Below are 15660 nucleotides of genomic sequence, written 5' to 3'. Positions count from 1 at the left end.
GGGTTAGGGTGGGGTAATTTCCTTAGTTAAATTAAGACTTTCTGAATCATTGTAACTAGTTCTTTTAATTTTATGGGTTTAGTCAAATACTCATTTGCACCTGCGGCAAGACAACGATCTCGATCATCTGTCATCGCTAGAGCCGTTAGAGCGATAATCGGAACTTTGACTAGACTCGTAATTTGCCGAATTTTTTTAGTAGCTTCTAATCCATCCATTAATGGCATTTGCACATCCATCAAGATCAAATCAGGTTTAGCTGACAAGGCGATCGCGATCGCTTCCTCTCCATTTTTGGCTAACACAATACGATAGCCCTTTGCCGATAGATAACTAGAAATCGTCATGATATTAGCTTCATTATCTTCGGCGATCAAGATCAAGGGAAGTTGTGATTTGACTGTGGGTGAATCGTCTAGTTGCGAGGTTGTAGCTGTTTGATCTCTGTCGAGCATGTCAGAGGAGCCCGAAATATTGGAACTATAGGGTAGTTCTATGAAGAAACGACTACCTACACCCAATTCGCTGGTTAAGCCGACTTTACCCCCATGAAGCTCCACCATTTGCTTGACCAGAGAAAGCCCCAATCCTGTCCCTTCATATTGACGATTTAATGCACTGTCAATTTGGACAAAAGGCTTAAATAATTTTTGAATGTTCTCTGCGGCGATACCAATACCAGTATCAATCACCTCAATTTTCAAGTATTCCTTTACTTCTTCATTGGTTTCTTCTTGGAAAGAAGTGATCGACCGAAGACGGCTAACCTCTAGAGTGATACTTCCTTCCGCAGGAGTAAATTTGACGGCATTGCTAAGGAGATTAATTAAAGCCTGCCGAATCCGTCGTTCATCCACCATCAGATCTGGCAAATTCGTCTGAATTTTAGTGTGAATCTGGATACGTTTTTGCATCGCTTGTTGTCTAACAAATGTCAGACTAGATTGACAGAGATGATTGACTGAAGTGAGTGCACAGTCAAGTTCAATTTGTCCAGCGGCGATTTTGGAAAGATCAAGAATGTCATTGATTAGTTCCAATAGGTGAGAGCCACTAGACTCAATAGCTTGTAAGGCTTTTAGTTGCCGATCGCTAATTTTACCGAATACTTGCTCTTGTAAGCCTTCAGTCATGCCCAAAATTGCATTGAGAGGAGTGCGAAGTTCATGACTCATGTTAGCCAAAAATTCATCCTTAAGTCTTGTGGCACGGGCTAATTCTTGATTTGTTCGTTGCAGTTGTGCCTCGGCCTGTTTGCGATCGCTAATATCTCGAATAAAAAAGACTACTTCATCATTTCCACAGGGAGCAATCCGAATCTCCTCATAACGACATTGATTGCTAACCTCAATTTGCTGTTCATAAATTTGGACAGTCTGCGTAATGAGTGCTTGCTGAAGAGCTGTATATTTGCGTTCCGCGTAAATTGTCGAAGTAGGTATAGGAAAAGCATCATAAATATTTTTACCAATTAGTTGCTGAGGATCAACGAGGTATCTACCTTGAGATGAAACCATAAAGTCTAAATATTTTCCTTCGCGATCAACCCGAAATACGAGATCAGGCAAGGCCATGAGAGTAGCTCTAGCTCGTTCTTCACTTCGTCGTAGAGCTTCTTGCATAGCATAGCGATCGCTAATATCCATTATGATTCCCAGCAATCGGGTTACTTTCCCCAGAGAATTCCAGATCGGTTCTGTTTTGATAAAAATATAACCAATGGAGCCATCAGCACAAACAATTTCTGCATCAAGGGTAAAGGATTCTCGATATTTAATTGCTCTTTCATTCAATATTTTTAAGCGCTCTTGCTCATGGGGAGCCAAAAATTGCATAAATTGTTCATAGGTTAATGTAGAGCTATCGGAGTCTAGGGAAAGAATAGTGAAAATCTCCTCTGACCAAGTAACTTTCTGTGTAATTACATCCAATTCCCAACTACCAAGATGGGCTATTTGTTGAGCTTCTCGCAAGCGGGATTCACTATGTTGCAAAGCCTCGGTGCGCTGTTCTACCCGATCTTCCAATTCTCGATTTAACTGCTCTAGGTTTTGGGTGGCTTGTTCCCGTTCGATCGCAATTTTGACAATATTTGCAGCAAGACTGATCACCTCTAGCTCCCGTGAATGGGGAATATGAATATCGTGATGATAAACGGCAAAGGTGGCTAGCACCGAACCATCACTAGCGATCGCAGGAAAAGACCAGCATGATCGCAAATTATGAGCCAAGGCTAATTCCTTAAAATTCTGCCAAAGTGGATCGGTGGTAATATCTGTAACAATCACAGGTTCTTTGCGAAAAGCGGCTGTGCCACAGGAACCCACACCCTCGCCAATTACTAGCCCTTCGATGGCTTGATTATAAGCATCGGGCAAATTAGGCGCTGCGCCAAGATGCAATTTGCCAGCGCGATCGCAAAGTAAAATAGAACAGACTCCTCCTTCAATTTGTTCTTCTGTTGCACGAACTAACACATCTAGAATATTTGCCAAAGGTTCTCCTTTAGCAATTCGCTCCAAAATCAAATTTTGCATCTCTACTCGCAGTTCTGCTTGTTTGCGAGTAGAGATATCTAGATGCGTAACTGTCATCCGTAATGGGTTGTTCTTGGCATCCCACTCAACTACTTTACCCTTGCTCAACACCCAAATCCAAGCGCCAGATTTATGGAGCATTCGCAACTCACATTCGTAGTTTGGGGTTTCTTGGCGAAGGTATTGCTCTAAAGCTAAATTGACTTCCTGAGAATCATCTGGATAGGTATGCTGTTGCCAAGTTTCAAAACTAATCGGTGCTAGCTCATCCATGCTATAACCAATGATTTCAGTCCAACGATCATTGATCGTTACCGCACCTGTCTGAATATTCCAATCCCATAGACCAATACCAGAACCTTCAATGGCGAGTTGCAAACGTTCTTGGGCGCTATCTAGCTCTTGTTTTGAACGTTGACGCTCTACTCGGATCTGAGCTTCTCGAATTTCTCGGCGCACAGCTTCGGCTAAACGAGTTAATTTCCCCTTCATTAGGTAATCCTGAGCGCCAGCTTTCATCAGTTCTACCGCTGAAGTTTCGCCAATTACACCAGATACAACTATAAAAGGAAGATCAGGAAAGTCTTGCTTAACGATTTGCAGCGCTCTAGATGCATTGAATTTAGGTAAATGGTAATCAGAAATGATCACATCCCAAGTTTGGTTAGTTAGAGCATTTTGGAGATCTTCGGCTGTCTCTACCCTTTCCCAGACAACAGTGAATCCTGCACGCCGCAGTTCGCGCATTACTAACAGCGCATCGTCCTCTGAATCCTCTATGCTTAAGACCTTTAGAGTATCATTCATTGCTTACAAACCTCCTGGATTTGTTTCATTAATGACTGCCCAATACAGCCCTAGTTGTCGCACAGCTTCCATGAACTTTTCGATTTCTACAGGCTTTCGTACATAGCTATTCGCTCCCAAGTTATAACTATCGATGATGTCGCGCTCTTCGCTGGAGGATGTCAGCACAACCACAGGTAATAAATGTGTACGTGCATTAGCTCGAATCTGTCGTAATACTTCCAATCCATCAATCTTAGGTAGCTTGAGATCTAGTAAGACTACACTTGGTAATGGATTAGCATTTAATACCATTGACAATGCTTCCTCACCATTCCGAGCTACGAGAATTTCATTGACGACATTACCGCGACGCAAGGCGCGAATTGTTAATCTTTCATCGTCAGGGTTATCTTCAATCAGTATAATTGGTTGTAAAGTCATGATTTAAGATTCTCCTCCGATTGGCAAATTAGTCGCTGAACTGGCTATGGTATCGGGGATGGTGAAATAAATGGTCGCACCCTGCTCGATCGCTCCCTCTGCCCACACTCGCCCACCATGACGATGAATAGCTCTCTGCACAGTGGCGAGCCCGATACCAGTTCCCGCAAATTCATTGGTGTTATGAAGTCGTTGAAAAACTCCAAACAGCATGTCGGCATAGTTCATATCAAATCCGGCTCCATCATCGCGCACAAAATAGGTGATTTGAGCATTTTGGTTGCTATCGGGAGAGATTAAGCCAAATTCAATCCTCGCCGTCGCATGATTACTAGTAAATTTCCAAGCATTTTGCACTAAATTGCCGATCACCATCTGAATTAGAGTACTATCCGCTGAAACAAATACATTCGGAGCTATCACAAACTTAACTTGTCTCTCTGGCTCTGCTGCTTGCAGTTCATTTAACTGTTCGGCAACTAGCGTACTGAGATCGACTTTGCTATATCGCATCTCAGATCTAGACACACGGGATAGACGCAGTAGGTCGTCAATCAACATCCCCATGCGTTTAATGTTCCGACGAATGCGATCGAAGTAATCCTTACCTTCATCATCGAATTTGTCTCCATAATCTTCGATAAGGGCTTGGCTGAAGCCGTCAATCGCTCTTAAAGGCGATCGCAAATCATGGGAAACCGAGTATGCAAATGCTTCTAGCTCGCGGTTAGAGGCAGCTAACTGCGTGGTGGTGTGGATCAGCTTTGCTTCAGCTTGTTTGCGATCGCTAATATCCAAAGCAGTGCCGATGAGTTGAATGACGCGATTAGAATCATCGAAAATCGGTTCTCCCCTAGCTTGGATATATCTGATCGAGCCATCTTGATGGAAGAATCGGAATTCAATATCAAAGGGCTGTCCATTAGCAATAGAAGTTTGTACGGCTTGCTGATGATGGTCACGATCATCAGGATGTAATAATTCATGAAGTTCATCTAAATTGGGAGGGGCTATAGTCCTATCACGCCCAAAGATATGAAACAACTCATCAGACCAAATGACTTGTTCAGGATCGAGGATAAATTCCCAACTTCCTAGCCTACCAATTCGTTGAGCAGTCTTTAAATGAATATCACTTTTGCGTAAACGATTCTCAGCCTGTTTTTGTTTAGTAATGTCGATATGGCAACCGATCATTCGTAGGGGCTTTCCTTCTTGATCCCATTCGATCACTTTACCCGAACAGTTGACCCAGACCGTAGATCCGTCTTTGTGACGATACCTCACTTCATTGTAAAATGGAACTTTACCGTGGCTCTGGACATGCCGATCAAAGCAATCAAAAACCATTGGTAAGTCTTCATCAAAGATCAGATGTTGCCATGCCTCAGGGGAATTCGGCAACTCATCCTCCTCGTAGCCAAACATTTGCTTAAAGCCTTTACTGAGATATTCCTCGTTAGTTTGCAGATCCCAATCCCAATAGCCTGCGAGGACAATATCAAGAATATTTTCTAAGAATTTTAATTCTTGGCGAACTTGCTCAGCAAGCAATTGCTCTGCTGCGGCTTTTTTGCGATCGCTAATATCCGTATGCGTTCCCAACATCCGCAAGGGATTACCCGACTCATCCCAAGCTACAATTCTACCAAGAGAGAGAATCCATTTCCATTCGCCCGTTTGTGTAAGTTGGCGAAATTCCACTTTGTATTCTGGAGAAAGCCCCGCCACATAGTCTTGATACACTTTAGCAACATGCTCACGATCATCTGGATGCAGACGTTCTATCCATCTAGCATTATTTTCTTGAAAAGTGGCAGGATTATGACCTAGCATTGTGGCATATTCGAGACTGACGATCGCTTCCCCTGTTTGTAAATTAAGATCGTAAAGTCCTTGATTCGCAGCTCTAAGAGCTAGACGCAACCGTTCTTCGCTCTCATATAACTGCTGTTCATCTTGAGCGCGTTGTTGAGCATTGGCTATGGTTTGAGCCATTACCTGCAATAACCTAATGATTTCCTCATCCCAATTTATGCGCTCACTGAAGGATGCAAATCCCAACGATCCTGTGACAACTGATTTTTGAATTAGGGGAACCATTAATATGGACACTAAGTTGAACTGTTGCCAATTTGCTTGGTCTAGCATTGCTTCGCTGGGCAAATCGTCAACTCTAGATATATTGACAACTTCACGCTGTAGCAATTTGACGTTAGCCCAAGGGAATACGGATAAGGGTACATTCTGCACTTGTTCGATTTGTCGAGGGTATTTGAGCTTAGTCCATTCATGGGTCATACTCCCCGTGCCCTCTGGGAGAGTCGATTCATCCTCCTCTCTAACCTGAAACTTGATCAGATAGCTAGTGTCAGAGTTAGTCGCTTCGCCAATTAGTTGTAGGGAGCGATCAATCTCCACATCTAGATAGTCTGGACTAATATCGATGAATCGACTGGTAATTTCGGCAATGAGCTGATTTAAGTCTCGCTGCAATTTCAGTGCTTGTTCGGTAGCTTTCAGCGAAACAAATCTTTGTTCACTCTTTTTTAACTCTGCTTCGTAGGATTTTTTGAAAAGCTGAGATGAGGAATGTATCTCTTGCCATAGGCTTTCGATAGTGACAAGTCCCATTAGCCGATCGCTATCATCCAAGATCGGCAAATGGCGAATATGTTGCTGTTGCATCATCTCTATCAATGAGGATAAATCCCCACATTCAGTTTCCTGAATTGTGATCACGGGCGAAGTCATTACCGATTGCATGGTCAAAATTTCTAGCGATCGCTGCTGGGCAATAAGACGCACCACATCACTTTCTGTGAGAATACCAAGGACTTTTTCCCCTTCAACCACCAACACACAGCTTGCTCGAATCTTTGCGAACATACCACTATCACGACTCTCGCTCATCAGGACAATCGCTTCTATGGCTGAAGCTTCAGCTTTAACAACTAGTGGGTTATGGACTATTGCTGCCCCCAGATCACCCGCAGAGAAGACGTTTACATCAGTAGACATAAAAATTGCGCAATTAAAAAAACACGCAAAAGTCATAAATTACCTCTTATTTTACCCCCTTTACCCTTATTCAAACGAAAAAACAAAGAATTATTTTTTATTATTTACATAATTTCAAAAGGCTTTGAATCGTAGTTACTAGTTGCTTTAGTTTCAAAGGCTTACTTACATATTCATTGGCTCCTGCCGCAAGACAACGATCGCGATCGCCTGACATAGCTAATGCTGTCATCGCAATAATTGGGATATTAACCAAGTTAGGATCAAGACGAATTTGTCTAGTCGCCTCTATGCCATCCATCACAGGCATTTGAATATCCATCAAAATTATGTCAGGTTGATGAGCTTTGGCGATCGCGATCGCCTCCTGCCCATTCCTTGCTAACAAAACGCGATAGTGCTTAGCTTCTAGATAGCTCACAATAGTAATGATATTAGCTTCGTTGTCTTCTACTAACAAAATGATCGGAGATTGGCGATCATTCTCGTTAGTGATTGGAGCATCCAATAATAAAGTCGTCTCAGGTTGTTTGCTGACGACTATTTCAGAAGAACAATCATAGAGTAAATCGACTGTAAAACAGCTCCCTACACCTAATTCGCTAGTTAGTCCCACTCTCCCATGATGAAGTTCGACGATGCGCTTCACTAGGGCTAGCCCTAGCCCCGTTCCTTCATATTGCCGATTTAAAGCACTGTCAATTTGGATAAAGGGCTGAAATAATTTCTTGATATTTTCTGGTGAGATGCCGATACCCGTATCGATCACAGAAATTCTTAAGTATTGCAGTGAAGGGCGATCGCTCGTAGCTACATCAGGGGGCAACTGCGTAACTTCTAGATTAACTCGCCCTCCTTTTGGTGTGAACTTGACTGCATTGTTCAGCAGATTAATCAAAACTTGGCGAATACGTCGTTCATCAACAAACAGGCTAGGGAGATTTAGCGGAATTTTTACCTCAAGCTGAAGACCTTTTTGCGAGGCATGTTGTTTGATAAATGACAGGCTAGATTGGCAGAGATGACTAATTGATGTGGGGGTGCAATCTAATTCGAGTTGTCCCGCTTCAATTTTCGCCAAATCGAGGATATCATTGATCAACTCCAGCAGGTGGGAGCCACTGCGTTCAACAGTTCCCAAAGCCTTAAGCTGTCGCTCGTTAAGATCGCCAAAGACCTGCTCTTGCAAGCCCTCGGTCATACCCAGAATCGCATTAAGAGGCGTGCGAAGTTCATGGCTCATATTAGCAAGAAATTCATCCTTAAGTCTTGTAGCACGGATCAATTCTTCATTAGTTTGTTGGAGTTCTGCTGTACGTTCTCTGACTTTGCTCTCTAAAGACTGATTGAGTTTGTGTAGTTGTAGCTCGGCTTGCTTACGTGCAGTTTCTGCTTGTTTGCGATCGCTAATGTCACGAATCATAAACAGGGCTTCATCTTCGCCGCTTTTTACAACTCTAACTTCTTCATCTATCAACTGATCCGCTACTTGAACTTGTTGCTCGTAGACTTGAAGTTCACCCGTTTCTATAGCTTTCCGTAAATAGTAAAACTGACGTTCGACAATCGCTTTAGGTAACACATCCGCCATCGATTGACCAGCGCGATCGATCTTGGGAGTAGCGATCGCAAAATCACGATTTTGCGTGACAAATTCCCGATAAACCCCATCAGCCCCAACTCGAAGCATCAGATCGGGAATTGCTGAGAGCATTGCTTTGCTATGGGCTTCACTACTTGCCAGTGCTAATTCAGCCTGTTTGCGATCGCTAATGTCGCGAATCATGAACAGAACTTCATCTTCATTAATTTTGATCACTCTAACTTCTTCATAATAGAAGCGATCGCCCTCTTGAATTTTTTGCTCATAGAATTGCAATTCACCAGTTTGCAAGGCTCTTTGTAGATAGCTAATATGTCTTTTCGCAATATCTGCGGGTAACATTTCCAGCATCGATCTACCAGCAAGATTGACATTTTGCAACGCCATCGCAAAATCCTTGGGTTGGGTGATAAACTCCCGATAAACCAAGTCTCTACCAACACGAAACATTAATTCAGGAATCATCGATAAGATTGCCCTACTTTTGGCTTCACTGGCAGCTAGGGCTATTTCAGCTTGTTGGCGATCTCGCTGGGCAAAATGCTGTTCGCTAATATCTCGTACCAACAATAAAACCTCATCTTCACTATAAGGAACAATTCGCACCTCCTCGATTTGGTCTTTTCCATCAATACAAAGAGTTTGTTCGTAAATCTGGATAGAATTAGTTTGCAACGTCAGTTGAATATATTCCATCCGTTGTTGGACTAAATCAGGAGGAAGTGTCTCAGACAAATTGGTTCCCACGAGATCAGCCGCAACCCCCAAAACAGGAAAGCTAGGACTGGCAATAAATTCTGAATAAAAGCCTTCCCGATTTATGCGAATGATCATATCGGGAAGAGCACTAAGTATGGCGTGTTGATGGGTTTCACTCTTGAGTAATCTAGCTTCTGCTTGCTGACGCTCAACTAGTTGATCTTGCAATTTTTGGTTAGCTTGAGCTTGCTCAATGGAGATCGCATGGCTAATATACCGAATAAACAAAGCCGCGATCGCGACTGACAAGAGAAAACTAGTGATACTTATTTGCAGGCGAAGTACTTTAGCTTGACTAAGTTCATTGTCAGCTTCTTTTTCATGTTTATAGATAGTTTGGACAAAGGGCGCTAGGCGATCGGGAAACTCAATAAACCGTAGAAAATTTTTACTCTTAAAAAAATTAACTAGCTGGGATTCCACTTCTGCGAGAGTTTTCGGTGATGCGGTTAGTCGATCTAATCGCGCGAACAGGGCTTGAGATTCTTGCTTAAATTCTCTTAGAAAAACCTCATGTTCTTTTAGTAAGGGTTCTAGCCCTTCGATCTTGGATAACTTCCCTGAAGCAATATGAGTTTCCAAAAGGGTTAAGGTTGTTTGAATAGATTCAAGAAATTTGGCACTCTCGCGCCGAAAATCTTGTGGATCCTTTAAATAGGAAGATAATTGTTTGGCAGGACGATTATATAAAATATCCAATTGAAGAACATCTAACGATTGATGCTCTTGCGATAGAGTTTGGTTCTTTTGTAATATTTCTTGATGATAGTAATTTCCCAGTAGTAAACCAGTTGCAGTACCTAATGAGGTAATACATAGTGCGATCACATATCCATAAACTATTTTGTTGCTTAAAAACATTGGGTATAAAAGTTTATGATTAAAGCTGCTGGGTAATTTTAACCAACTGCTTAAGTTTAGCTGGTTTCATCAAATAGTCGTTAGCCCATTGAAAATATAAAAAAATGCAAAAAGATAAAGGTATTACGAAGCAATACCTTTATCTTTTTGCATTTTTTACTTTCAGAACGGGTTCGACGGGGCTCGAACCCGCAACTTCCGCCGTGACAGGGCGGTGCTCTAACCAATTGAACTACGAACCCAGATTTTCGAGCTTAAATTTAATTTAAAAGATTGCTAATTACAAGGTGACTTGCAGCTCGTTTTTTGCGTTTCTTTATTTAAGCGCTCCTCATTATGTAGATTTACAAGATGTTTGTCAATACTCTAAGCATATTTTTTTGAAAATTTTTTAATGACTGACCGAGAAAGGCGATCGCTATACTACCTTCCCAGCCAAGAATTGCTATCCATCAATTTTCATTATGAAAAGGTTTGCTGCGCCGACGGCGCAGCAAACCTTTTCCAACCAGGAATTAATGATGCGGGGCAAAGCCCCGCATCATTAATTCTTGGCTGGAAAGGTAGTACTACCTCAAAATGTCGCAAAAAAGCAGAAAAAGTCATTGCAATTATGACCGTCCGTGATATCCTGTCACCCATTATTTGCCAGCTGAATTTGTCCAATAGGATTTAATTGGTGTAGAGGACTCCCATGAATTGCTTTAAAAGCGAAAACATCAAAATTGCGATCGCCACAACGCTTTTGACGCAGATTGTCAGTATCGCCATACCAACAACAGTGCCATCCGTCATGCCATCAGCGATCGCCTTGCCAGGTCAAACACCCGATCAAGTCATTGATTGGATTAGAACCAATCCAGCATTGCGCCCAGAAGCTGGCGAGCGTCTGCTTGTGCGCAAAAGTGACACGCCATCAAGACGTTTTCAATTTCAAGCCAGTGTAGTGCTACCGGGGATTGCTGCTATCCAGAAGAGTGACGCAAATCTCATTAGAAGTGAGCAGATTAGAATTTTTGACATCATTAATGGGGTGACACGCACTCGGCTAGAAGAATCACTGCGCTCTATTTATGGGCCAGATATTATGCGCGACTATGCCACAGCCAAGCGGGTTTATGCCTATCCAACGGCAGCGATGTTGCAGCGATCGCAATCCAAGAATGCTTCACCAATTCTCAGAGCTTTACAAGGAGAATTACGTCAGGGCAAGAAGTACGGCTACTGGGTAGAGTTATTGCAAAATGGTAAAGGTAGCGCTAATTCTGGACAAATTACGGTGTTTGAGCTGGATAGTCTCCCAAAACTTGAGCAAGAGCTAAGCAACCGTTAAATCTCAAATCAAGGAGATTCCCAGCAAAAAATTCCTGTAGGGGCAGGTTTAGCCACAATTCAATGGTTTACCCATAGATTTATTGCAAAACCTGCCCCTACGAATTAGTATATTTTCTGTTTTTTCTTTAATAAAAAAGCCTCGCTTAGCGAGGCTTTTTTGTTAAAGAAACCAACCGTAACTGTGCAAACCTTTACCGAGAAGATTTACACCAAGATAGCAAGTCCAAACTACTAATAGCCCCACACTAGCCAAAATCGCAGGTTTGCGTCCTTGCCAGCCCTTGGTAATGCGAGTATGCAAATAAGCCGCAAAGACTAACCATGTAATCAAAGACCATGTTTCCTTCGGGTCCCAACTCCAGTAAGAACCCCATGCTTCGTTTGCCCATACTCCACCTGCAATGATCCCAATCGTCAGCAGAGGAAAACCTAAGCCGATCGCTCGATAACTGAGATTATCTAAAGTCTCACCGATAGTAAGACGACGCAAAGATAGAGGCTTAGTTTGGGTAGCGATCGCTTCAGCGGTCAGCGTCGAACTATTCGCTGATTGTAAATTCCCCGAATTCAAAATACCGCCCATGCTCTCAACTGCAAAAGCCGCAAATGTCTCAGAGCTAGGATTATTCGTATTATTCACATCAGCAATGCTGCGCAGATTTGTGCCAAAGGAACTACCCTGTAACACCACATCTTGCCCACGGGTAACAATCAAAAAGGCGATCGCTAAAATGCTACCTGTCATCAAAGCCGCGTAACTAAGCAGCATGACGCTAACATGCATCATCAACCAGTTTGACTTCAGTGCAGGAACAAGTGGCTCAGAAACTTGCATCCCCGATGGTAGAGCTAGGGCAGCAAAAGCGGTGATTCCCATTGCAAGGGGTGAAGTGAAAGCCCCAACTAGACGCTTTGCAGTATCATTGGCGCTTTTGTTGCCAATGCGATTAACCACGATATGCATGGTGGTAATCCCCCATGCTAAGAAAAACAACGATTCGTAAAGGTTGCTCAGTGGGAAATAGCCTGCATCAATCCAACGCGCTCCCAGCAATGTAGCAATACAAAGATTGGCGATCGCCATGCCTGCGTTACCAAGCGATCGTAAATATGGCAAGTTAGGGAATGCGACATGTACCCAGAAAACGAGCATGGTCGCAAAGAGGACAGCAAATGATGAGTTGTCCAGTAAGTTCTGAAGCGCGACGAGTTGCATTCAGGCAATTCTCCAGCAATTTTGAAAAGTTTGTATGATTTGAATTTTAAAAGTGCATATCCTATGCGTTTTCATTGTAAGCGATGTTGCTAAGCCTTACCATTTGTCACTTAGATAAACACCAAGAGAGAGTTGTGGCGCTTCGCGCCACAACTCTCTCTTGGTGTTTGATTTTGGTATAAACATTGATATCTCTATAGAGTTCAAGCTTTTTGATATGGAAGAGTATTTGCAAGTTACTGAAGTTATCGATTGGCAGCATCCCGAAATTATCAAATGTGCCCAACAAATTACATCAGGGCACAAGAATCAAGATGCGATCGCCAAAGCCTGCTTTGAATGGGTAAGAGATAATATCTGCCACAGTTTTGACTTTCAAATGAATCCTGTGACCTGTCGAGCCTCAGATGTTCTGCAACACAAAACAGGTTACTGCTACGCTAAAAGCCATTTACTCGCCGCCCTACTCCGCGCAAACCAGATTCCAGCAGGATTTTGTTATCAGCGATTGAGCATTGATGATCGAGGTGCACCCTACAGTCTGCATGGGTTCAATGCCATCTACTTGCCCGAAATTGGTTGGTATCGAGTTGATGCTAGAGGTAATAAAGAAGGAGTTAACGCTCAATTTACCCCGCCAATTGAAAAGTTAGCTTACAAAACTCAATTACCAGAAGAAGCAGATTTTCAACTAATTTTTGCTGCACCTCTACAGATAGTTATAGAGGCGTTACAAGCTCAAACTACATGGGATGATATGCTGCATAACTTGCCAGATATTTCACTAGATTCCGCCCAGAATCTTGGTTTATTATGACTTTAAATTACCGATCACTGCCTTCAAAATTACCCAATCCTGATGCTCAAGGTGTAATCGTCGCACTGCATGGCTGGGGCGCGAATTGTGATGATCTGATCTCGCTTGCACCCATGGTCGGACTCGCCAATTATCAATGGATTTGTCCTGAAGCTCCCTTTAACCATCCGATGCCCAATGGCAAGATGTGGTATGACCTGCAAAGCCTTGATATTGAAGGCTTAGCCAAAAGCTGTGAACTACTCAGCCAGTTTCTTGAAGATTTACCAGCAATGACAGGTTTACCTTTAGAGAAAACATTTTTGTTAGGGTTTTCACAGGGTGGGGCAATGACCTTGGACGTTGGTTTGGTATTTCCATTGGCAGGGTTGATAGCCCTGAGCGGCTACTTGCATATTACTGAAGAAGAATTGCAAGAACTTTCAGATCGAGCATTCCCGCCTATTTTGATCGCTCATGGTACAGAGGATACAGTGGTTCCCATTGGTGTAGCTCGCAATACAAGAGAGGTCTTTGAACGCTTGGGCGTAAACGTGGAATATGAGGAATATGAGATGTCCCATGAAATTCGTCCTGAAACTTGCGATCGCATCCAAGAATTTATCTTGCAACACCAAAATAAGCTTTGATAAAAGTCAGCCATCGCCTGACTTTTATCAAAGCTTATTTTTATAATTAGAATTGCTACTTTTTTTGCTAATTACTAGTCAATTTTTGAGCTGACAGTGTATTGTTAAGATCTAAATAAATACTATATAAGGAGATATTGTATGAATCTTTCAGACGGTCAAGTTTTTACCGCTTTGTTAGTCTCGCTTTTCCCCGCAGTAATGGCAGCCCTATTAGGTTCTGCTCTTTCCAATTCCTAGTCATCATATCTATTTTTACAGCCTAGAGGTTGCGAATGGTTGCCAAACGAGACTTATCTCCACGTTTTTCTCCACAAGTACAAAAACAGACCCCGCGATCGCAGAGTCAGTACGGGAGAAATGATGTCGTGAGTATGCATTCACGCAGCAGCCATTCTACCTCTGGCGAAAGCTTCGCATCCACTAATATTGCTAGCAGCTACAGTGAAGCAGTTGCTCAGAATGTCCATCGCAAAAAAGAACAGTATTACCGAGCAAAAGCAACTGAGTCAATTATAGTAATTGCCGTTAATGTTGCTCTTTCTATTGCTGCGATCGCGGCAATCACCAAATTACTCCCATATCAATCTTCACAAAAAGATCGTCTCGATGAGCTTACAACAGAGGTAAACTCGACCGAGCAACGGGTAAATGGGTTGCGCGAAAAATTGCCACAAGCTTTAAACTCTGGGAAGTCTCAGGAACTATTTTTGAGGAATCAGGGCTGGATCAAAAATAATCAAGTGACGATTAAGCTCCTTGATCCGTCTGAAGTTGCTTCACCAAATACTGATAGCGATGGCGTAATGCCGACCACAACCACCGCCCAAAAGTATAACAATCGACAAAATCCATAAATAAAAGGCGGTGCTTCGCACCGCCTTTTATTTATGGCGTTCTAGCTCAATTAGCCGAATTGCTAATAAAATTTCAGCTAATGTTCTTTGCCACGCATAATACCAACCCGCCCAACCATCCAAAATCCCACCTTTAAGAATCAGGCAGTAAAGCAAAATCACAATTGGCGCAATCACCTTCTGTTTGCGAAGGCGATCGCCAAAGCTTAATTCACTTTTTGGTGTAGCCAGTAATTTCTGAGCTTCAATTAATAAATAGCGATCTTGAGACTGTAACCAACGACTTAATGACTTGCGATCGTCATGACTTATGTATCCTGCTAAATACCCATAATCCCCAGTAACTTGGACTCGATGAGCATGTCCATCTTCAAGATAAATAGCTTTGTCTTTGCGGTAAAAAACTTTGCGGGGCGGTAATAGCGTTCCGCGTAGAGGTATACCAAATACACAATATTTGAACTTAACAAAGTACGCATCTTTAGTTAGATGATCTGGCAATGAATGTAACTCTTCAATCAACTCATTACTAAGAATATAATCGGCATCTAATGAAAGTACCCATCCAGTTTGAACTTGCGATAGTCCATAATTACATTGCTCAGCAAAATGGTCGAATTGACGCTGGAAAACTTCTACTTGTGGATAACTATTCAAAATTTCTAGAGTTGCATCATCACTAAAACTATCAATTACAACTATTCTTTTTGCCCAAGTTAACCGCTCTAATGTACGTCCAATATTTGGAACTTCGTTATAAGTGAGAATTAATGGAGTAATTTGTTCTAGCATCTA

Annotated in this window: 12 protein-coding genes and 1 tRNA gene; 6 read left to right on the top strand and 7 right to left on the bottom strand. The window is 42.5% G+C overall.

Features of this window, described 5'->3' with window-relative positions; translation table 11 throughout:
- Nucleotides 1-26 precede the first annotated feature (26 nt).
- The 5 genes from PseudUWO311_RS06810 to PseudUWO311_RS06790 form a co-directional block, all read right to left on the bottom strand.
- On the bottom strand, nt 27-3344 hold the full coding sequence (locus tag PseudUWO311_RS06810) for a response regulator (RefSeq protein ID WP_142654439.1): 3318 nt from the start codon (nt 3342-3344) through the stop codon (nt 27-29).
- A gap of 3 nt (nt 3345-3347) precedes the next feature.
- Entirely contained in the window at nt 3348-3770 is a 423-nt protein-coding gene (locus PseudUWO311_RS06805; protein WP_142654438.1) for a response regulator, read from the bottom strand.
- A complete protein-coding gene (locus tag PseudUWO311_RS06800) occupies nt 3771-6788 on the bottom strand; it encodes a PAS domain-containing protein (protein ID WP_190303419.1) in 3018 nt (1005 codons plus the stop codon). It lies immediately after the preceding gene.
- 100 nt (nt 6789-6888) lie between these two features.
- On the bottom strand, nt 6889-10011 hold the full coding sequence (locus tag PseudUWO311_RS06795) for a response regulator (RefSeq protein ID WP_142654436.1): 3123 nt from the start codon (nt 10009-10011) through the stop codon (nt 6889-6891).
- A gap of 168 nt (nt 10012-10179) precedes the next feature.
- Nucleotides 10180-10253 (bottom strand) — tRNA-Asp (locus PseudUWO311_RS06790).
- A 152-nt stretch (nt 10254-10405) separates the two neighbouring features.
- Here PseudUWO311_RS06790 and PseudUWO311_RS06785 point away from each other — a divergent pair.
- Complete coding sequence (locus PseudUWO311_RS06785; RefSeq protein ID WP_142654435.1) at nt 10406-10687, top strand: hypothetical protein; 282 nt, start codon at nt 10406-10408, stop codon at nt 10685-10687.
- 18 nt (nt 10688-10705) lie between these two features.
- Nucleotides 10706-11344, top strand: coding sequence for a hypothetical protein (locus PseudUWO311_RS06780; RefSeq protein ID WP_142654434.1), 639 nt, complete (start codon nt 10706-10708; stop codon nt 11342-11344).
- A 162-nt stretch (nt 11345-11506) separates the two neighbouring features.
- On the opposite strand, the gene ccsB is transcribed toward PseudUWO311_RS06780, so the two are convergent.
- Entirely contained in the window at nt 11507-12562 is a 1056-nt protein-coding gene (gene ccsB / locus PseudUWO311_RS06775) for a c-type cytochrome biogenesis protein CcsB (RefSeq protein WP_142654433.1), read from the bottom strand.
- Nucleotides 12563-12779: 217 nt separating this feature from the next.
- Between ccsB and PseudUWO311_RS06770 the strand changes: the two genes are divergently transcribed.
- The 4 genes from PseudUWO311_RS06770 (at nt 12780) to PseudUWO311_RS06755 (ending at nt 14865) form a co-directional block, all read left to right on the top strand.
- Nucleotides 12780-13379 carry a transglutaminase-like domain-containing protein gene (locus tag PseudUWO311_RS06770; RefSeq protein ID WP_142654432.1) on the top strand — a complete coding sequence of 200 codons (600 nt, stop codon included), beginning with the start codon at nt 12780-12782 and terminating at the stop codon, nt 13377-13379.
- Nucleotides 13376-14008, top strand: coding sequence for an alpha/beta hydrolase (locus PseudUWO311_RS06765; protein ID WP_142654431.1), 633 nt, complete (start codon nt 13376-13378; stop codon nt 14006-14008). The genes PseudUWO311_RS06770 and PseudUWO311_RS06765 overlap by 4 nt, the downstream gene beginning before the upstream one ends.
- Before the next feature lie 141 nt (nt 14009-14149).
- Nucleotides 14150-14248, top strand: a complete 99-nt coding sequence (gene psaM / locus PseudUWO311_RS06760) for a photosystem I reaction center subunit XII (protein ID WP_142654430.1) — start codon at nt 14150-14152, stop codon at nt 14246-14248.
- 35 nt (nt 14249-14283) lie between these two features.
- A complete protein-coding gene (locus PseudUWO311_RS06755) occupies nt 14284-14865 on the top strand; it encodes a hypothetical protein (protein ID WP_142654429.1) in 582 nt (193 codons plus the stop codon).
- Between the two features lie 27 nt (nt 14866-14892).
- Here PseudUWO311_RS06755 and PseudUWO311_RS06750 read toward each other — a convergent pair whose 3' ends face one another.
- Nucleotides 14893-15657 carry a glycosyltransferase family 2 protein gene (locus tag PseudUWO311_RS06750; RefSeq protein ID WP_142654428.1) on the bottom strand — a complete coding sequence of 255 codons (765 nt, stop codon included), beginning with the start codon at nt 15655-15657 and terminating at the stop codon, nt 14893-14895.
- Nucleotides 15658-15660: the final 3 nt, after the last annotated feature.

This window comes from Pseudanabaena sp. UWO311, from assembly GCF_006937785.1.
In the GTDB taxonomy this organism is placed as follows: domain Bacteria; phylum Cyanobacteriota; class Cyanobacteriia; order Pseudanabaenales; family Pseudanabaenaceae; genus Pseudanabaena.
The sequence above is the reverse complement of the archived record's forward strand: the minus strand, read 5'-3'. Positions and strand labels throughout refer to the sequence as shown.